This is a genomic window from Paenibacillus sp. GM2 (assembly GCF_900069005.2).
Classification (GTDB): Bacteria; Bacillota; Bacilli; order Paenibacillales; family Paenibacillaceae; genus Fontibacillus.
In genome coordinates this window covers 1008706-1028830 of record NZ_LN831279.1, presented here as the reverse complement: position 1 = coordinate 1028830, position 20125 = coordinate 1008706, and the positions used below count along the sequence as shown (strand labels likewise).

Annotated in this window: 17 protein-coding genes; 7 read left to right on the top strand and 10 right to left on the bottom strand. The window is 53.1% G+C overall.

The window, feature by feature from the left end:
• Positions 1-6 precede the first annotated feature (6 nt).
• Positions 7-969: a TIGR03943 family putative permease subunit gene (locus BN1360_RS14465; RefSeq protein ID WP_068780561.1), complete on the top strand. Its 963-nt coding sequence runs from the start codon at positions 7-9 to the stop codon at positions 967-969.
• A gap of 114 nt (positions 970-1083) precedes the next feature.
• Here BN1360_RS14465 and BN1360_RS14460 read toward each other — a convergent pair whose 3' ends face one another.
• The 10 genes from BN1360_RS14460 to BN1360_RS14425 all read right to left on the bottom strand — a co-directional run bounded on the left by BN1360_RS14460 (position 1084) and on the right by BN1360_RS14425 (position 12869).
• On the bottom strand, positions 1084-4209 hold the full coding sequence (locus BN1360_RS14460; RefSeq protein WP_229521129.1) for a cobaltochelatase subunit CobN: 3126 nt from the start codon (positions 4207-4209) through the stop codon (positions 1084-1086).
• 20 nt (positions 4210-4229) lie between these two features.
• Positions 4230-4862: a hypothetical protein gene (locus BN1360_RS26485; RefSeq protein WP_476445255.1), complete on the bottom strand. Its 633-nt coding sequence runs from the start codon at positions 4860-4862 to the stop codon at positions 4230-4232.
• Positions 4863-5327: 465 nt separating this feature from the next.
• Positions 5328-6326, bottom strand: coding sequence for an AAA family ATPase (locus tag BN1360_RS14455; RefSeq protein WP_068780558.1), 999 nt, complete (start codon positions 6324-6326; stop codon positions 5328-5330).
• Positions 6316-7254, bottom strand: a complete 939-nt coding sequence (locus tag BN1360_RS14450; protein WP_068780557.1) for a magnesium chelatase ATPase subunit I — start codon at positions 7252-7254, stop codon at positions 6316-6318. Before BN1360_RS14450 ends, BN1360_RS14455 begins: the two co-directional genes overlap by 11 nt.
• Positions 7255-7279: 25 nt before the next feature.
• On the bottom strand, positions 7280-8095 hold the full coding sequence (locus BN1360_RS14445; RefSeq protein WP_068780556.1) for an ABC transporter ATP-binding protein: 816 nt from the start codon (positions 8093-8095) through the stop codon (positions 7280-7282).
• The gene (locus tag BN1360_RS26425) at positions 8092-8397 is read right to left on the bottom strand and encodes a FecCD family ABC transporter permease (RefSeq protein ID WP_420707903.1); all 306 of its coding nucleotides are present in this window, start codon (positions 8395-8397) and stop codon (positions 8092-8094) included. The genes BN1360_RS14445 and BN1360_RS26425 overlap by 4 nt, the downstream gene beginning before the upstream one ends.
• 41 nt (positions 8398-8438) lie before the next feature.
• The gene (locus tag BN1360_RS26420; RefSeq protein ID WP_420707902.1) at positions 8439-8954 is read right to left on the bottom strand and encodes a FecCD family ABC transporter permease; all 516 of its coding nucleotides are present in this window, start codon (positions 8952-8954) and stop codon (positions 8439-8441) included.
• Complete coding sequence (locus tag BN1360_RS14435) at positions 8944-9966, bottom strand: ABC transporter substrate-binding protein (protein ID WP_068780555.1); 1023 nt, start codon at positions 9964-9966, stop codon at positions 8944-8946. The genes BN1360_RS26420 and BN1360_RS14435 overlap by 11 nt, the downstream gene beginning before the upstream one ends.
• 114 nt (positions 9967-10080) lie before the next feature.
• A complete protein-coding gene (locus BN1360_RS14430; protein ID WP_069188349.1) occupies positions 10081-11745 on the bottom strand; it encodes a nucleoside recognition domain-containing protein in 1665 nt (554 codons plus the stop codon).
• Positions 11739-12869 carry an NAD(P)/FAD-dependent oxidoreductase gene (locus BN1360_RS14425; RefSeq protein ID WP_068780554.1) on the bottom strand — a complete coding sequence of 377 codons (1131 nt, stop codon included), beginning with the start codon at positions 12867-12869 and terminating at the stop codon, positions 11739-11741. The genes BN1360_RS14430 and BN1360_RS14425 overlap by 7 nt, the downstream gene beginning before the upstream one ends.
• 258 nt (positions 12870-13127) lie before the next feature.
• On the opposite strand from BN1360_RS14425, the gene BN1360_RS14420 reads away from it, so the two are divergent.
• The 6 genes from BN1360_RS14420 to BN1360_RS14395 all read left to right on the top strand — a co-directional run bounded on the left by BN1360_RS14420 (position 13128) and on the right by BN1360_RS14395 (position 20108).
• Positions 13128-14573 (top strand): spore germination protein, encoded by a 1446-nt coding sequence (locus tag BN1360_RS14420; RefSeq protein WP_068780553.1) that lies wholly within the window; start codon positions 13128-13130, stop codon positions 14571-14573.
• Positions 14570-15724: a Ger(x)C family spore germination protein gene (locus tag BN1360_RS14415; protein WP_068780552.1), complete on the top strand. Its 1155-nt coding sequence runs from the start codon at positions 14570-14572 to the stop codon at positions 15722-15724. The genes BN1360_RS14420 and BN1360_RS14415 overlap by 4 nt, the downstream gene beginning before the upstream one ends.
• Positions 15725-15742: 18 nt before the next feature.
• The gene (locus tag BN1360_RS14410; RefSeq protein ID WP_068780551.1) at positions 15743-16855 is read left to right on the top strand and encodes a GerAB/ArcD/ProY family transporter; all 1113 of its coding nucleotides are present in this window, start codon (positions 15743-15745) and stop codon (positions 16853-16855) included.
• Between the two features lie 257 nt (positions 16856-17112).
• Positions 17113-18036 (top strand): permease, encoded by a 924-nt coding sequence (locus BN1360_RS14405; RefSeq protein ID WP_068780550.1) that lies wholly within the window; start codon positions 17113-17115, stop codon positions 18034-18036.
• Positions 18037-18055: 19 nt separating this feature from the next.
• The gene (locus BN1360_RS14400) at positions 18056-19069 is read left to right on the top strand and encodes a TIGR03943 family putative permease subunit (RefSeq protein WP_068780549.1); all 1014 of its coding nucleotides are present in this window, start codon (positions 18056-18058) and stop codon (positions 19067-19069) included.
• A gap of 31 nt (positions 19070-19100) precedes the next feature.
• A complete protein-coding gene (locus BN1360_RS14395; protein ID WP_068780548.1) occupies positions 19101-20108 on the top strand; it encodes a CobW family GTP-binding protein in 1008 nt (335 codons plus the stop codon).
• The last annotated feature ends 17 nt before the right edge of the window (positions 20109-20125 follow it).

The following is a 20125-nucleotide window of genomic DNA, read 5'->3' as shown; positions in this document are numbered from 1 at the left end:
ACAGGGATGGTTCTCACCTTAAGATTGCGGGTCCATTATCTCTTCCGAGCCTTTTTACTCGCCGTTTTATCGTTATATATCATACATCTGAATGATACGAACTCCTTACATTATTACTTGGCCCCTTCCATGCAGAAGCTATTGCTGCTATGTCCGGTTCCTCTTCTCTTCATCGCATTCGGGATGGCATGGCATTCCGTTACAGGCAATTCGGACAAAATATGCGACTGTGATCATCCCCTGCCATTGGGCTTTTTAAAAAATGTGAATGTCTACGGGCTGTTCGCGGTTCCCCTAATACTCGGATTGCTTCTGCCTGATCAGGCGCTTGGAAGCGATATGGCCGCCAAAAAAGGCATCATATACTCCGCCCCTGATCCGGACATTCGGGATAAGTTGGCAGATGTAAAGCTGTCCTCCCCAATCGCTGAAAATCCCACAGGCGTGCCGCCCCGGGCCTCAAGCCCTGTGCAAGGCACTTTAGATGAGTTATTCATAGCAAAGGATAAATACAGCACGGAGTTCGCCGAGCTCGCCAAGCGGTTGTACCTTCAACCAGTGATAGAAGTGAATTCTTCGATTTTCTCGGAAACCATCGGTGCCATCGATATGTATAAACAGCCGTTCCTGCATAAAAATATAACCCTTCAAGGCTTTGTTTATCGGGAGGAAGACATGAAGCCGGATACGTTTGCCTTGAGCCGCTTTCTCATGATGTGTTGTCCAGCCGATGCTATTCCATTTGGCGTGCTTGTTCAAAGTGACAACGCCTCCACGTTCACCAAAGATACCTGGGTCGAAATTAAGGGAACCATTCAAGCCACGACAATTGACGGCAAGGAGACATTGCAAATAAAAGCCGGGCAGATCAAAACGATTGAGCAGCCGGTTTCCCCTTATATTTTTACCAATCCTGATTCCGTGGCCGAATTTGATAAACTGCATGCAAATGAGAAATACAACCAGTAATTACGAACCATTTCCCTCCTATTCCCAAACTAAATAGCGCCATCCGGAAATGGCGCTATCGTGGGGTAGAACGCCGCAGCGCCTTGACGGCGCTGCCCCTCATTATCGCTTCATTTATGCCTCCAAATCCCCCTCCAGTTCAACGTACTTCTGCCGTAGTTGTTCCAAGCGTTCTTCGTCCGGTTGCCAATACCCCCGTTGATGGCTTTCCAGCAGCGTTTCCATTAATGCGTGATATGCCCAGCGGTTATTATCCCGCATTTGCCGGTTCCGCTCCTCATCTGCAATATATACGTCATGCATCTGATCGAACACCCAAGCCTCCACCTTGCCGGTGGTCGCGGCCAAACCCAATACATACTCAAACCGCTTGGCAATTTGCTCGGCTCCGTGATAAGGATGCTCAAGCAGCGCATCGATCCATTTCGGATTGGTCAGCCGGGTCCGCACGCCCCGGGCAATCGCATATTCTGCCGCTTCGGTCAGAGGGCGCTCTCCGGTTGTATCCGTAATATGAATTTCCGCAGGTCTTCCTTTCACCATCTCCACCGACTTGGACAAGCCGCCAAAATATTCATAATAATGATCGGAATCCGTGACCTCCCACTCGTGACTGCTGCGGATTTGCGACACAACATCGACCGCAAGCAAATGAGTTCGGTACAGCTCCGGTTCGGCGCGGCCGCGCTCCTCCAGGCTATACACATGCTGCTGACTGTCCGCATATGCCTGTCCAAGCTCGGCCTCCTGACTCCATTGCTTCGTCTCGATTAATTTGGTCATGCTCGTCCCGTACTGCCCTTGCGCCGGGCCAAATATCCGGGCATTCGCCAGATCCCGGGCCTGCCCCGGCTGATATCCGGCAGTCAGCATCCGCGCTTCCGCATGCCGAGTGTGGGCTTTGAACAGATTCATATCTTCAGGCTCCTCAAGTTCAGAGACCCGGTGGAAAATCCGGTTTAAATCATCCAGCAGATTCGGGAACATATCCCGGAACAATCCGGTCATATGCACGACAATATTCAGACGCGGGCGACCCAACTCGGATAAAGGGATGATATCGTATCCCGTCCGGAACGTTCCGATCCCGCTGCTGACGCGTACGCCTAAATAATGAAGGATCTGCCCTATCGTTTCCCCTTGCGTCCGCGATGTCTCCAGCCCCCATAACACGATGGCGGTCGTACCCGGATATTCGCCATGGAGTTCATAATACTGGCGAATTGAATTCTCGGCGGTGCGGGCTCCCCGTTCCGCGGCGCTAAGACTGGGAACGGCCCGTGGATCAAATTGATACAGATTGCGTCCGGAAGGCAGCACCTCGGGGGAACGCATCGCATCCCCGGCCAGCTTGGCCGGGAGATATCGGCCTTCCAACGCCTTCAACAACCCTTCCATCTCCTCGTTGTTCATCGAGCTTGTATAGGCATGATACCCGTATTCCAGCGTACGCGACAAGGCATCCTGCCACCCCGCTGCCTCCTTGTTGCAGGAGGACGGAAGCGTTCCGCCAGCAAGATAGGCAGCAATCAGCTCTTCCGACTCACGGTCCAGCCTTCGGAGTTCAGCGGTTAGCCCTTCTCCGGCAAGCTCCTCTACCTTTAGACCCTCCCGTTCCGCCAGCAATCCCCGCAATGAACGGACTGTTCCCCGTTCATGACGAAGCACAAACCGCATATAGGCTGCGGCAGCCTCGGGCGAGTAACCATCGCCAAGCACATGCAGTCCGCTCGGAATAAGCGACCGCTGCATTCGGTACAGCTCCTCCTCCATTTCCTCCGGCGACTCCGCCGCAAAATGCAGTTCTCGGGCGGCGGCCTTCAGCTTGCAGAGAATATCCTCGCAGCGGTTGGAATCAAGCTGCTGCGCCTCCCGGTATTCATGCAGCAGCGATTCGAGACCGGCCCACCTTCCGTACAGCTCCGCCTCTGCAAAAGGCGGCGCCTGATAGCCGATCAGCAGCGCATGGCTGCGACGCTTGGCGATCATCGCCTCCGAGGGATTGCCTACGTAATAATAATAAAGGTGAGGAAGCTCGCCGATAAAATCATCCGGCACACAGTCGCCGGACATGCCGCATTCCTTGCCCTGTTGAAATTCCAGTGTCCCGTGGGTCCCAATATGAACAACCGCGTCCGCTTCCCATTCCTCACGAATCCATTGATAAAATGCGGTGTATTGGTGGGTCGGGAGCAGCGAGCGATCGTGGACCGATTTCTCGGAATCCTCGTGAATGCCGCGCGCAGGCTGCAAACCGATAAAAACATGGCCGTTGACGATGCCAGGAATCAGGAAAGCATCCTGCTCCGTCATTATTTCACCAGGTGGAGGTCCCCAACGCGCTTCAGCCTCTTTGCCCCAGGAACGGGCGGACATTCTGGCCGCAAACTCGGGATCGTTGTAACGAATCATCCCGTCCGTCGTCTCCTCGCCAGCCCACTTTCCGGAATTGACCAGCCCGCCTTCCACGAACCGGCAGCGCAGTTCCTCCGCAGACATCTCAGCGACATGATATCCTTCTCTCTTCAGACGGGTAAGCAGTCTGGATAGCGAGGCAAAGGTATCGAGAAAAGTTCCCCCGAACACATTGGCTTCTCCGGGCGGATAATTGTAGCCAATCAGAGCCAGCTTTTTTTCGTGGTTTGCTTTTCTTCTCAGCTCAAGCCAGCGTTCCACACGCCCAACCAGCTTGTTAACCCGTTCGGGAATGAGCACTAGCCGGTTCAGGGCAACGTCCAATACCGGATCGTCCCCTTCGCGGCGCAAAGCTGCGATCGGAAACGTCTCGATGCTTCCATCCAACTCCGGCAGCACAACCTGAACCATCAGCTGCGAAGGATTAACCCCCCTGACCGATTTTCTCCATTCGCCTTCCGTTGTGCCGGAGAGGAAAAAGGGATGCAGCATCGGGGCCCCCAAGGCATCGAGCATATCCACCGTATCCCCGGTCCCGGATGCTGGTCCCGCTCCACCCGGGCCGATTCCCAGTCGAAAAGGAAGCAGATTGATGATCAAATCCACCGTCTTGTCTTCCCCGACCAGAAGCTCACGCAGACGCTCCATCGAAACATGCATGACGGAAGGAAAGGCGATTGGCCAAACCTCGGCAAACTCTTCAATACGGTCCATAAGCTCCCCGACGCAATCCGCGATGTCCAGCGGGTTGCCGTTGCCGAGAAACAGCAGGGCTACCGCCGGTTGCCGGCCCATGAATCCTCGGCTTTGCCGGTAGTCCGCCAGGCTGGAGAAGCGGGTTCCCCTTACGGGGTCGAACAGGCACANGCCCGCAGCGTGGCATCCAGAGCCAGATCGGATATCGCCCCGCGCGGTATCTCCGCATGGACATAACGCCCGGTACGCCCGCCCTCCTGGGCTGGATTGCGTTTGCCCGCTTTGCCCTGGAACCCGGTACGTGGCGGAGTAAAGGCGATGCGACAAACGTCAAAGTTCCGCCCTATCGCCTCAACGACAACGCGCGCAGCGGTACCCGTATTGCTATCTTCCTCAGACGCAGAGGTGTCTGTGTTGCTGCCTGACAGTCGCTGCGGAGCGAGCGATGCCTCTTCCTCACCGCCGGCCGCCAGCGATGTCCCATCAAGCGGCTGCCCGCTATCTTGTCCATGTCCGGAATACTTCTCCTGTTCCTGAGGTGACGTTTGAGCAGGCTCCTGCCCAGCTAACTCCGAAGGCTGCTCAGGTCTCCCCGGTTGCTCTCTGTCCGCCGTTTCCTCCGCAGTTCTATCAGCCGCGCGCATGCGATGCGGCAGAATAAATTCGGCCGCCTCTTGTAAATGTGCGGAATCAACCTCCAAGCGACCTTCCCAGGCAGCCAAAGTACGGGCCAGCTCTGCCAGAAGNTATTCCCGCCCCACAAGACAAAGCAAGCCAAACATATTCTGCGCCCCGCCTCCCCGCCAATATTCTGTTATTTTGACATAGCGGTCATAATCCTGTTTCAACTCATCCGGCAACGTTACCCCTCTGTTCCCGCCCGGCCCTGCCAGAGGTGCAGCAGTCAATTGGCCAAGCCGCAGCAAGGAGCGAATTTGGGCGGCATCCCCGCCAACCGGAACCAATTGGGCCGTTCCTTTACAAAGGACCTCTTTGATTTGATCCACAATTTCCTTGTGGACACCATGCGCGTCAAAGACGACAAAGTCGGGGTCGAGCGATACAAGCTGTGTTGGCAGACCCGACAAGGGTGCGGCGGACCCGTTCTCACCAGGGTCGACAACAGCAAGCTGAAGCTGGGCTCGCTGCCCTTCATCCAACATGCGGTACGCCACCGACAAATGGGCCTGCGAGGCCTCGCTATTCGTCAATACTATGATCTTCAAGCTCTCATCTCCCTGCATCCATTAAAATAAACCAGGAACGGCCCGGTTCTGCTCCTGTACCAGATTTCTGACGGCGCGTTCGATCCGCCCGGCATCTAATTCATCCAGCCGGAAATATTGCGCCTGCAGGCAGTCCGCCAGCTTGCTGGCGTAACCAAGCCGGACGAACCCCTGCTCCGTATCGATGACCAGGGTCTGTATTCCCCCCGCCGAAATACGATGGCCAATGCGGCGGATTTCCGGCCACAGGTCAAGCCCTGGAGCCATGCCTGCGTTCGCTTTGCCATCGGTGATGACGATCATGGCCGGAATGAGCCCGCTTCCTTTNCGCAGCATCGGCTTAGCGATGCTGACGGAGGACAGCCGCCGCCGCGTCTGCACGAGCTGCTCCTGCAGCGCCGCGGATGCCGGCTCAAAGGAGCGCGCGAAATCATTCGGGTTCCGCTCGAAAGCCAGCCGGCGGCGCGTAATTTCCGCCCGCTCAACCGGATCAAGCGATGTTTCGACACGAACATACAACCCCAAGCGGTCAAGCTGGCCGGGCTTCAGCCCGGCTTCCTCCGGGTTCATCGTCCCCAACAACATAAAGGAAGAGGATTGCCAGCAAGCTTCCTCCCCATCTTTCCTTTCATATTCATAACCGGCCTGCTCAACCACTGCCAAAATGGCGTGCAGTGTCCTTTCGCTCATCAGGTTCAAATCATCCACCATTACTATCTGACCATCGGCGCCAGCAAGCAAGCCGGGTAAGATTTTTCTTATACCATAGCGGAGGGCAGCTGCCGTATCGACGCCGCCAAAAAGCCGCTCATTATCGACATGAAGCGGGATATTGATCCGCCTTCGCTCCTGAAGGAGAGCGGCAAGACCGCGAATCAGCGTCGTCTTTGACGTTCCTGATTCACCGGCCAGCAGAACCCCCTTTAGCAACGGATTCGCAGCATGCAGCAATAACGCTTTTTTGGCGCGCTCCTGACCTACCACGGCGCAAAAAGGATAAACCGCAGCTTCAGAGTACATCAGCCACCTCCTGCAGCAGATCACCGAGCAATTCCTGAATGTTCCCCGTCCCGGCTCCTCCGTCTTCAAACGGTCTTCTCCGCATCCGATGCGGCATGACCAGCATCGCCGCCTCGACCATATCCGCCGGCAGAACGCGGATTCTTCCCGCCAAAGCGGCGAGCGCCATCGCCGTCTTCATCAGCGTAATATCCGCCCGGTGACCGTCGACCTCCAGGCGGATTCCGACCTTGGCTGTCCATTCCAGCAGCTGCGCGGAGGGCTCGATTTGCGCCAGCTGCTCGCGAGCGTGCAAGATTTGTTGGCATAATCGCGACTGCTCCTGCCCATAGCGCTCACGGAATGCCTCGGGATTCGCATCAAAGGCGAGACGGCGCTGGATGACCTCCATCCGCTCCACAATTTCCCGTTCACCGGACACCTCCAGTGAGAGCGCAAACCGGTCCAGCAGTTGCGGGCGAAGCTCCCCTTCCTCCGGATTCATCGTTCCGATCAGAATAAAGCGGGCAGGGTGCGAATGCGACACTCCCTCCCGTTCAACCGTGTTAATTCCCATAGCGGCCGCATCCAGCAGCGCATCCACGATCGCATCATCCAGTAAATTAATTTCATCCACATACAAAATATTTCCATGCGCCGCGGCCAGCAGCCCCGGTTCGAAGCGCTTCTCCCCTGCGCGGATCGCATGCTCGATATCGAGGGTGCCAACGACGCGGTCCTCGGTGGCGCTAACCGGCAGGTTCACAACCTGAAGCCCGGGCATCAGATCAGCCAGAGCGCGGACCGCCGTTGATTTCGCCGTGCCCTTCTCTCCCCGGATCAGCACCCCGCCGAGCCGCGGATCCACGAGGTTCAGCAGCAGCCCCTTCTTCATCTCCTCTTGTCCGACGATCGCCGTAAACGGAAATATATCCGGTTTTACATTCATTTTCTTTTCTCTCCCATTCTGATATCTATTTCATCTCTGTCCCGTCCGCTCCGCTGTCCGCGAGAAGGCCTGTCACAAGACAGGTCAGTCGCGCGTCTACAGCGTTGGGCTCGATGCGCCCCCTCACGCCGAACACCTCGCCGAGCGTTCGCTCAGTAATCGTGTCCGCGGGGGAGCCGCTGGCATACACCTGTCCTTTGTCCATCACCATAATCTCGTGGGAATAGGTAGCGGCATGATTCATATCGTGCAGCACCATCAGGATCGTCATGCCGTACTTGCGGTTTATATCGGATATGAGGTCCATGATCTCCCATTGATGGCTGACATCCAGATAGGTTGTCGGCTCGTCAAGCAGCAGAAGGCGCGGCTGCTGCGCCAGCGCCAAGGCGATCCAGACCCGTTGCCGCTCTCCGCCGGACAAGGCGGACAGCTTGCGATCCGCAAACTGCAAAGTTCCGGTCTGCGTCAAAGCCCAATCAACGATGTCCTCATCCTCCTTGCTCATGCCTGCCCAGGCCGGCTTGTGGGGGAATCGCCCATAGCCAACCAGAGTGCGCACCGTCATGTCCGGCGGTTTATCCTGGCTTTGCTGCAGCATGGACAGATATCTGGCAAGACGACGCCTCGTATAGCTGCCGATGGGCTCGCCGTCAAGCAGGACTGAACCCCCGGCCGGCTTTAGCTGCCCGGCAATCACCTTAAGCAAGGTGCTCTTGCCGCAGCCGTTCGGACCGATAATGCTATAGATTTTGCCTTCGTCAGCGCTCCAGTTCAGACGCTCAATCACGGAGCGGTTATTGTATAGGACAGCTATATTATCCAGCTGCAATGCTGTCATTCTCTCTCCCTCCTTAACAAATACAGAAAAAACGGCGCACCAAGAGCCCCCAGGATAATGCCAACCGGAAGCTCAATCGGCGCGAACATCAGACGAGCCAACGTATCGCAGACGGTGACAACGGCTGCGCCGAGCAGAGCGGAAGCGGGCAGCAGCAATCGGTAATCGCTGCCGATCAGCAGCCGGGCGGAGTGTGGCACGATCAGGCCGACAAAGCCAAGCAGGCCAACAACGCTGACCGCACTGGCCGCCAGCAGCGTAGCGATAACTGTCAGCAGCAGCCGGGCGGCCTCCACTCTCATTCCCAGGCCGCGTGCATTCGAATCCCCCAGCGCAAGCAGGTTCAGGTATACCGAGCCGGAGNGGAGCAAAAAAAAGCGGAGACCGCCACTCCCGCGAGAATGATGCGTACCGGCTGAACGCCCTGCTTCCAGGCCAATAAATAAATGATTGCCGCCGCCCCTGCAGCACCGATAAAGGCTGCCGGCGTCAGCAGCGACCAGGCCTGCGGAAACAAAATTAGAATGATGATGCCAAGCAATCCGGCTCCCGAGGAGACCCCGATGATATGCGGATCAGCCAGCGGATTGCGCATGACTCCCTGCAGAATCGCCCCGGATAAGGCAAGATTTACGCCCACCAGCGCTGCAACCAATGTGCGAGGCAGGCGAATATTCCAGATCACTTCCCTCATAGGACCATCGAAGCCGTGAAACAGATACCGCCAAATATCCCCCAGTGAAATCGAGACGGCTCCGGTGCCAATGCTGAGCGAAATCCCTGCAAGTGCTGCAACCGCCAAAACAGCGAGGACAAGAACACCTTTGCGAGCCGGTTCGCGTTTAAGATTAGTTGCCATCGGTATAAGCATCGGGATATACAAGTTTGGCCAAATATTCAACCGACTCGTTCAATCGGAAGCCCGGATTCGACAGCAGCAGATCGGAAGGCAAAATCGCCATCCGCTTTTCCTTGATCGCACGCAACGAAGCCCAAGCCGGTTGTCCTGCCAGATCCGACTCGATCTTCTTCTCTCCGTCCTCGCGAGCCCCGTGGATCAAGATAAAGACATAATCCGGATCCAGCTCCACGATTTTCTCCAGACTGAACGGTGCCGTCGATGGACTTTTTTGCGAAGCTTCCAGTGTAGCCGCTACATTCTTCATATGCAGCATCTCAGCTACTTCCAACCCTACGGTGTGCTCACGCTGCACGGAAATACTGCTTGGCGTAACGTTTAGCATAATAAAAGTGGGAGCCTGATCAGCAGGCGCTTTTGCCGTCAAGTTGGTGATTTGGCTCTCCAGCGTGGATAACGCCTCAGCGGCTTTTGCTTCTGTACCAGCCAGCTTGCCGAACAATTGCGCCTTCTCCTTCAAATCCGTGTAGGTACTGAGTGTAAAAAGAGCGAACGGAACCTTGCTTTCTTCCAAAATGCCTGCCAGTTCGCTATGAAACGAGGTCGACCCGAGCACCAGATCGGGCTTGAGAGACAGCAGTTTTTCTGTGTTGACCGTTGTCATGCCTCCAACATCCTCAATTTCCTTGGCTTTGTCCGGCACGCTTCCTCCCGTTGAAGTAGCCCGGGCGATCGCTGTACCATCTACCGCATACCATAAATCGAGAAGCTGCGGGGACAATACAACAATTCTTTGCGGCTGTGCTGGAAGCTCTACCTCACGGCCGGCATCGTCCGTAAACGTTAGAAAAGGGGCATCTGCAGGCTCAGATAACTGAACGGCTGGAGCCGCAGAGCCAGCTTCCGATGATTCCACCGCATTGTCAGCTGCTGGCGGCTTCCCGCAGCCGGCGGCCAATATCAGCAGTAGAGCTGCCAATAGGGTAAGTGTAAAATGCTTGAATGGATACATAGATCTCTTCCTCCCAATTAAAAGCGTAATTTTTACTATTTAAGCACAGAATAATGTTTGTTTTATCTCTAATGAACTTCCGTTGTCTGTTCTTGCCCTGGTTCCTGCTGCGCTTTACTTCAGCATTACTGCTTCCCCAATAAGCATGATCATTCCCGAAGATACCAGCGAGGTTGCTGCTTGCTTCCCGGCCAGCTTGGCGGCAAAGGGCCAGCCCATTTCCTTTTTCACCGTCCACAAGGTAACCAGGCAGGCTGTTAGTGTAGAAGCGAGATAGACCAACAGAAAAACCTGATTGGCAGGCATAGAACGCAACAGTTCCCCTTCTCCCTGGTTTAACACCAGTAATCCGTCTTTACGTATTACGGAAAAAACAATGCCGCTCGCGGCATCGGGCGGGAGATGAAACAATCTGAGAACAGGCTCCGCTAGAGCCGAAAACCAGGTCATCACCCCGGCCCATTGCAAAGCGGCAGCGATCACACAAATGATAAGAAAAATGGGCATAGCCTGGAGCAAGAACTGCTTGATTACCGTGCGAAGCCGCCATTGTACAGCGCGAACTCCCGGTTTTTGCAGGAAGCTTTTAGCTTCGTAGGACGGGGCGGAGATATGTCCTGGCTTCCGGTTCCAAATCCGGGTATGCAGCGCTCCAACAAGCCCAAGTGCTGCTATGTAGGGCAAAAACAGCCAAGGATGCCCAGCCGAGCCGAACACGGACAAGGAAGCGCCGATCTGATAGCTGCAGGCGGAACCAAAAGTGATCAGCGATATACAGGATTTTCGGGTGCAAGCGCTGCAGGCCCGGCTTTGGAAGACCGCAACAACATTGCAGCCAAATCCCGACAGCACGGGGATCAAATCGCGGCCGCTTAACCCGATAACGCGTAGCCAGCCGTCCAGGGAATCGGTAATTCGGTCCTTGACGCCGCTCTCTTCCGCCAATGCCACGCTAAGGCCCAGCAGCAGAACGACCGGAAACGCCCACAGAAAGGAATAGCAGCCGAGGGTCAACAATCCATAATCGCCTATAAAGAAAGAACGAAGCAGGAAAGGCCAGCCGCTAAGCCCCTGCTTGATCGGATCAAGCACATTCTGATCAACGACGGGCTGTATCCAGGCTGAGAACAGATAGGCCAACCACACCGGTACCGCAAACAGCAAAAGTGTGAGCGCAAGCGACAAAGGGCGCCCCCAGAGCGGATGCTCAAACCAGGTAGCCTGCGGCTGCACGACAGGAAAGTGGGAAGGCATTAAATGGGCGGCTCCGGAGCGGATTGGACCCGCTCCCTTTAAAAGCCGGATCAACGCTGTCCTGTCCTCCAGCATCAATCTGCGGGCGTTCAGCAAGTAGACGGGAATGCCCAGCCAGTCAGAGAAATATTGCTGAAGCTCGGACAGTCCCGCCGGAAGCTTGTCGGCGAAGGTTAGCACCAGTGTCGCCCGCTTGCCGTCCGTATTTACCGATCGCAGCAGCAGCGGAAGCTCCTTTGCCACATGCGTGGCTCTGACGACCAGCATTACAATATCCGCATCCGCGGCGGCTTTTAGAGCTATAGTTGTGGTGTCGCTATCATCGCCCGCCCGGATGCCGGGAACATCGTCCAAATCTATAGAAGCTGTCACAGCTCCTCGGCGCGTTATCACAGTGGAGCCGCGAAAATTGGCTTCCTCCCCTGTCTCCTGCCCCGTTAGTCCACGGAAAAGAGCTGACTTGCCGGAGGACTCAAAGCCGATCATAACTACGCTTTGCCGTCCGACTTCCGCTTTTGTCAGCATTGGCAATCCTCTTCGCAGCAGCTCAGGTCGCTCAACAACATCCCCTGTTTGCGATATTTCTCCAGCACAGCCGTATCCAGTCCCAACCGTCTGGCGATCTCTCCGGCCACGACACCAAAGCGCTGTCTGAATTTATAAATAAAGCAAAATACCAAATGCTCGTGGCTTACGCTTGGCCCGGACACGAAAAGCCCTGGCGTCCGCACGGACTCATCAAATTTGTTAAGCAGCGCTGAACCATGATCGTCCCGATCAAATAAAGGCCCGATAAGCTCCAGACTGCCTCGAAAGCCGGTAGCCAGAATAGGAGCAGAACTTGTCTTAAGGATATGGAGGCTGCCCGAAGCATCTTCACAATACACGTGATACCCCCCGCCATCAGCCGGTTCAATCCGCTGAGCCTCATACCCATCCAACAATTCCACCCGACCATCCGCTACATTCCTCAGACGGTCCTTGGTAAAAGGCGATATTTCCATACTCGGATCGCTGCTGCCTTTTTCCACCCAGCGGATATTGCGCCCGATAATCGTGACCTTCCTACCTAATCCTGCCAGATGGATTGCAGCGTCAGCCCCGCTCTCATAACCTCCGATCACGATATGCTCCTCGCCTGCGATCTCTTTCCACTCTGCGACCAGACTGTTATGAATGCCGTATTCCGCGCCGGGAAAGCTGTCCAATCGCGGATACTGGAACTCTCCAGCGGCCCAGATCACAAATTTGCTGCGCAGAATGCCTGCTGATGTATCAAGCTCAAAGCCCCCGTCCGGTTGAGCATGTATGCCTGTCACATCTACCCCGGTTTGAACAGGCAGCTCCTTATACTCGGCTACCGCCTGCAAGTAATCCGCATACTCCTCTCCCGAAGGGTGCTCCGTTCCCAGCGTATAGGCTGGCGAGGTATCCAGCGTAATAGAGTTTAAATCCAGCATGCCATAGGCGTTGCCCGTAAAGGATGGGGTGATCATTCGCATCTCTTTGGGCCACATGCGAAAGGAAGCGCCAATGTCGCTCCTTTCAAGAATACGGAAATGTTCCAGCTTCAGTTCTTGCAGCAGACTGCCCAAACCGATTCCCGCGGCTCCTCCGCCAATAATGATGCAATCGAGTATTTCCAACATCAGCACCTCCCTGTTTTAAAATCGTAATTTTTACTATTAATAGCGATAACTTTTCTTCTAAACGCCCAGCATAAAATCTGCTTAATCGTAAAAATTACGATATAGGTAGTATAATAATCTCTTCTTTTCCTTGTCAACAGGAAATCTCAAATCCTTTGTCGATCTTTTAAAATAAAACACAACTATGAAAAAGGGGCATATTTTCTGCTTTTTTTTGCATCCTAAGCTATAAATATCAAACTTATTTAGGAGCTGGATATGGACGACAACCAACTGCATACCATTACCAAGCTGCTGTCCGACTGCGCAGACATCGTCTATAAACCGCAATGGATATACGGACGGCACGGGACTTTAATCTATATTTCCTCTATCACAGACAGTCTTGCGATTCAGGAATATATCGTCCCCTCACTGCAAGGAGGAGCGCAACCTGGAGCAACCTGGGCGGATTTCAAAGCCGAACTGTCCGCCGGGACCGCCGTCCCTGTCCCTTATACTCAGGTGTCCACCCCGGAAGAAGCGGTGGAATGTATCGTACTTGGTCAAGCGGTGCTCTGCATTGAAGGCCATCCCGTTTTTTATTGTTTTGAAGTGACTCAATATAAGAAAAGATCGGTTACAGAATCGCAGCACGAGATGGTGATCGTAGGTCCCCAAGAAGCGTTTATCGAGGATATCGATAGCAATTTGTCCCTGCTGCGCCACAAACTGAAACATCCCGCACTCAAGGTAAAAAAAATGATGATTGGAAAATTTACCAAATCCACAACTTGCGTAATTTATATTGAAGGCTTGGCAGACAAGGAAATGGTAGAGGATATCGAACGGAAACTGAAGGCCATTTCTGTAGATGGTGTGTTCGGCGCCAGCTATTTGGCCGAATATCTTCAGGACAATCTCTCCATGTTCCCGCTCTTTCATTACACAGAGCGTCCGGATGCTGTGGCAGCCTCGTTGCTGGAAGGACGGGTTGGCATCATGCTTGAGGGCAATCCTAGCGTACTGGTGGTTCCGATGACAATGTTCTCCTTGCTGCAATCCTCCGAGGACTATTATCAGAACTATTACTCAGCCAGTTGGATCCGTATCGTCCGGTTTCTTTTTGCCATGATCGCCCTGCTGATGCCTTCACTATATATAGCTATTACGACATTTCACCCCCAGATCATTCCGTCGAACCTGTTGATTACCATCGCTTCAGCCCGCGAGAACATTCCGTTCTCCGCATTAATCGAAGGATTCGTGATGGAGCTCACTTTCGAAGCTTTGCGGGAAGCGGGTACCCGCATTCCCAAGCCTATAGGACAGACGGTATCGATCATTGGCGGTATCGTCATTGGGCAAGCAGCGGTACAGGCCGGCATCGTGTCCGCCCCCATGGTTATCGTTGTCTCCATCACGGGAATTGCTTCCTATATTATTCCGCATCTGGAGTTGGGGCTTGCTTTCAGACTGCTGCGCTTCCCGCTAATGATTTTGGGAGGGACTATGGGATTAATCGGGGTAATCATAGGATCCTTTCTTATTTACGCCCACATGGCCTCTTTAAAATCATACAATAAGCCTTACCTGGAACCGCTGGCCCCGCTGGTTCTGTCGGAGTGGAAGGATACCTTTTTTCGCTTTCCGTTCCCTTTGGGAAATATGCGAACTGGCTCATTTGTCAACAGACGTGGGCGAAAGGGGAAAAAACATCCATGAGAATACTGAAATGCTGCGCCCTTTTGCTGCTGTTGGTCGGATGTACGGGTTGCTGGTCTAAAATAGAGCTGGATGAATGGGTGTTTGTTTATGGCCTTTTCGTCGATGCCGGCGATGTACCCGGAACCCTCAAAGTCACCATCAGCACGCCGCTGCCCAACCATTTGAACAACGGGCAGATCGCAGGCGGCAATAGTCCAGATGAAAAGTCGTATTCCACCATTACCAAAACGGCGAAAAATATCCCTGAAGCGCTACAAAAAATCCAGGCGGATATGACTCGAAGACTCAACCTGTCCGAAATCCGCGTTATCCTGATCGGCAAAAAATACGCCATGCAGGGGATCGGGGATTTGCTGGAATGGATCAAACGGGAGTCCTCGGTATCTATGGGTGCTTTTATTCTGGCTACCGATAGTGTGAAAGAAGTATCCAGGTTAACGCCGGTTTACGAGCAAATTCCTACGCAAATTTTGGTCAGCTTTGCTTCCAAACGACATATGGTGGACACCAACGCCAAGGAATGTCTGATTTCCAACGCTTCAGGGTTTGGCTTTCCGCTTACTTTTTTGACTACCAGCCACATTCCCTCCGAAGAGCAGCCAAATCAAAACATGAATTGGACGGGGATTAACGGTGTCATGCTATTTAATCGGGAGAAAATGAAAGGAATTCTGGGCGTTGAAGAAGGCAGGGCTCTTGCCTGGGCATACGGGCGTTTGAAGAATCCGGTATATTCTATCGCTTGGGATCAGGGAAAAAGCCAGGCCAGCGTTTTTTTTACGAAAACCTCCTCCAAATACAAGGTTGAACTGCAAAAAGGCCGTCCTGTCTTTACCATTTATCTCAAAGGCCGAGCCAGTGTCAGCAGGCTGCAGCAAAATAAAATACAGGATTCAACGCAGCTCTCCGAGCTGATCATCGACAACCTTAACGAACGGATCGGCAGCGATCTGGAACGTGCAATGGAGGCTACGCGACAGGCTTCAGCTGACGTGTTGAAGCTGGGCCAGCTGTTGGAGTGGAAATATCCCGCTTACTGGAAAGAAAACAGCAAAAAATGGGAGCAAATATACCATAGGGATGCCATTATCAATGTAGCAACCGATTTTAAGATTAACGATTTTGGAAAACAAGTTCCTGATTCCTGATGGAAAGAAGGCATAAAAATGCGTACGACGCCATGGCAATTGTTCCGTTTTGCCTTTGTTTATTTTAATTCCCAGTCCGCCGTCTTCCTGGTGCCGGCTTTGCTGTCGAATAGCACCTACCAGGCTTGGATTGGAATCATCGGAGGATATTTACTCAGCCTGATGATTTTGTTAAGCATGATTTATATCGGCAGCAGGTATCCGGATCAACCCTGGGTGCAATTCGGAAAATCCTTAATGGGCAAATGGCTGCACGGATTATTTGTGCTCCTCTTGCTGCTCTGGTGCATCTACTACACCTCCTATGACATTGAGAGCTTCGCGCTCTTCTTCGGCTCCAATTACTTGAGGGATACACCTCCCTGGTTTATTCAAGCTGTTATCGTTCCCGTCATCATCTATACTGCTCTACGCGGCTTTCGGATTATGGCCTATATGTCGGACGGCTTGTTCCTGCTCATTATCTCGGCAACGTTTTTGATGTTTTGTTTATTCAGCCAACAGGCGGATTTTCGAATGCTTTCCGCACTGACTCACTACTGGGATATGTCCGGTCAATTCACAAACAGTTTAACCACGCTCTCCTGGTTTGCCGACTGGGTCGTCTTCTTCTTTATCGTTCCGGAAATGAAGCTGGATACCAAAGTTTTCAAAAATTTACTGGCCGTAGCTACCACCATCTGCGTTCTCGTTATCCTCGGCTGGCTGCTTGTAATATTAAATTTCACTCCTGATCTGGGCCGTCAGTTTCAGTATCCGTATCTGGAAATTATCCGCAGTATGGAGCCGGACCGGATTTTATCCAAAGTCGCTCCGTTGCTGATTGGATTATGGACCACGTCGATGTTCCTGCACAGCTCTTTTTTGATCTATACGGCGTCTCGCTGTGCAATGCACTTCACAAAAGGCAAGGGGAATAGCTTTTTCATCGTATTTTGTACCCTGATCGCCATGGTGACGGCATTCTATTACGCCAACCATTTGTCTCTCTACCAACAGCACTATTATTCTTTTGAAGTTGTGATCATTTGGGCGATCGTCGAATGCATCCCGGTTTATTACACGGCCGCCTATCTGATCGGACCTTACCGCAGACGCAAAAAAGCGCCGCCTGAAGCGGAAACCGCTTAATGGCGGCGCTTACCACCAGCTTAGCCCCGCGACGTGACGATGTTGAATTGTATATTTACACTCACTTCCCCCCACTCACCCAGGCTCTTTAAGGCAGTACTTCTTCAGGTGAAGTCTGCCTGCTCTATCCACTTATAAATTTCTTTTAACACCTAAATAACAAAAAATTTAGCCCAAACGATTGTTAATTGTAAAAATTACTATTAATATAATGGGAGCGATGCATATTAATTAGTTACTAAAGGAGCTTTTATTTTATGGCACGGCTTCAGACAACCTTTCCGCCAGAACTGCTTACTTTTAAAACGATGTTTATCAGCATTTTTCTGGAAGCTCTTCCGTTTATTCTGCTCGGTGTAATTTTCTCCTCCTTGCTGCAATGGTTCGTCTCGGAGCAGCGGCTGGCGCGAATCATCCCGCGAAATCCCTTGCTCGGCATGCTGTTCGCAAGTCTCGCCGGCATGCTCTTTCCGATTTGCGAATGCGGCATGGTTCCGGTAATACGCCGGCTTATCGCCAAAGGAATGCCGGTTTATATCGCCACGGTCTTTATTTTAAGCGGACCGATTGTGAATCCGGTCGTACTTTTTGCCACCTATACCGCCTTTCGCAATCGCCCGGAGGTGATTTACTCCAGAATGGGGTTAGCCGTGGTTGTCTCTTTCGCTGTCGGACTTATCGTATACCGCTTTGTCCGCTACAATCCGCTGCGCTTGAATCTTGAAGCCTTCTACGATGAAGGTCCCGCAAGCCGCAGCCATGATACCTTGACGGACAAATTCGCTGCATTTTTTACGCACACGCTGAATGAATTTTTTGAAATGAGCAAGTTTCTTGCCATCGGCGCCTTGATAACCGCAATGATACATACATTTATCAATACAGGCCAATTGGCAGCCTACGGTCAAGGCCCGGTGTCATCCCACCTTTTGATGTCCGGCTTTGCTTACCTTCTGTCGATATGCTCCACCTCGGACGCCTTTGTAGCCTCTTCTTTCGTCAACACCTTTTCCGCAGGCTCTCTGATTACCTTTCTGGTGCTGGGGCCGATGCTTGACTTAAAAGGAACACTGATGCTGCTATCAGCGTTTAAAGCGAAATTCGTATTGACATTGGCGGTGGCTATTCTGGCCACGGTGCTCCTTTTCAGCATCGGGCTGGATCAATGGCTGCTTCAGTAGGGCACGAAAGGAGCGTATTATGAAAAACCGGAAATCGATCACTCTATTTCATCATATCGTCAGAACCGTTTTATTACTCGGCCTCTCCGCTTATATCGCCTATTTGGTCGAATCGGACAGCCTGCAATTGTATATTGGCATACGCATCATGCCTTTGGTGAAAATATCGGCCCTGGCCGTTTACGCGCTCGCCGTCATTCAGGGGTTTGTTGCCTATAGAACCTACAAGGGCTCCGTCATCGAATGCGATTGCTGCGGCAATCCGCCGGAACAGCCATGGCCCAAGGCAAGCCTCCTTTACCTTGTGCTTGCCCTCCCGCTACTGCTCGGATTCCTGCTGCCCGATACCGTGCTTGGCGGTTCCTTCGCCAACAAGAAGGGCATGATCTTCGGGGTTGGAGCTTCTCCCCACGCTACGTCGGGTTATTTGCCGCCAACCGCAGCCGCGGTCGATTCGGGCAACCTTCAGGCCGATCCCTCCGCCACTTCACCAGAAGATCCCTCTGCTTCCGCAGCTACCGGGAATACTGAGGCCGCAACGGTTGGCAAATCAGGTGGAGCGACGGAATCCCTGGATGGCTTGTTCCAAGCGGAGAATGAGTTCGAGCAGGAGCTTGCCGAACTGGCTAAACGCATCTACGTGCTGCCGGTTATCCGTGTCAAACCGGAAATTTATATGGAGATCCTGTCTTCGGTTGTAGTATTCAGGCAGCCATTTATCGGCAAAGAGATTGAAATCGCCGGTTTTGTCTACCGCGAGCCGGATCTCACAGACAACCAACTGGTGGTCGGCAGAATTGCCGTCCAGTGCTGTACGGCGGACGCGACTCCTTACGGGGTAATGGCCGAATACGCCGGCGCCTCGGAGCTTAAAGATGACACCTGGGTCAAGCTGAAAGGCACCATCGGCCAAACGGACTATAACGGAAACACCATTGTCAAAATCGATGTCACGGAAGCTGAACCGATCGAAAGACCGGACAATCCGTACATTTATCCCAACTTTGATTTTTTGGAGACTAGTGTTGAATAAATAAGGATATGCGAGTCAGGAGGAATTTTTCATGCAAACACCCGTGATCATCCTCAGCGGATTTCTGGGCAGTGGTAAAACGACACTGCTGCTTGAGCTGATTAAAACGCTGCACAGCCGGAGTCTCAAGCCGGCAATCTTGATGAACGAGCTGGGCAAAGCCGATGTTGACGGCCAGATCCTGTCCGAAGCTGTACAGGGGCTTCCACTGGAGAAGCTGTTTGACGGCTGTATCTGCTGCAGCAAAAAAAGCGAAATTTCCGGTTCTCTCAGAGGCTTGCTCGCTTTGGCCCCCGACGTGATTCTCGTCGAGCTGACAGGCGTCGCCAATCCGGAGGAAGTCGTCGATGCCATGGCTGAGCCTGAGCTGCTGAACGAGGTCACCCTGCACAAGATCATCACCGTGATCGACGCTGAAAATGTGCTGGAGTACAGCAGTATTTTCTCCTCCGATAAAGAACTTGTCCATACGCTCCGCAGACAGCTGGAGGTTGCGGACTTGATCCTCGTCAATAAGCGGGATCTTGTCACCGACTTGCATCTGTCCAAAGTGGCCCGCTTGATTCAAAAACATAACGAGCAAGCCGTTGTCTACAACACCATGTACGGGAAATTTAATTCCGATGCTGTAATTGCCGAGCTTAAGCCTTTAAACCGTCAAGCTGCAACCTCCGCCCGGTTCAATGTTGTCTCTCACCCGCAGCACCCTAGTTCCCATCAACATTCCAGCTCGCCCGGCGGGCAGGGGAACGCTTCTTTTTCCCGCATTCAAAGCGTCTTGATTCCCGTGAGCGGGCAAACTCCGGTTCCTTTGAGGAAGCTGGAAAAATGGCTGAAAGCGAAGGGAAAACATGTGCTGCGCGCCAAAGGCTACGTCCTTCTGGACGGTTCCCGCAGCGCCTCGCTGATCCAGTTCTCCGGCAAGCAGATCCAGCATGAACGAACGGAATACCCAGGTCCTTATTATATAGTCATCATCGGTTACGAATTGGATGAACCCGCCTTACTGGCAGACTGGCAGACCGGTGTGGTCGGCTGATCCATGCATTTGCTGCA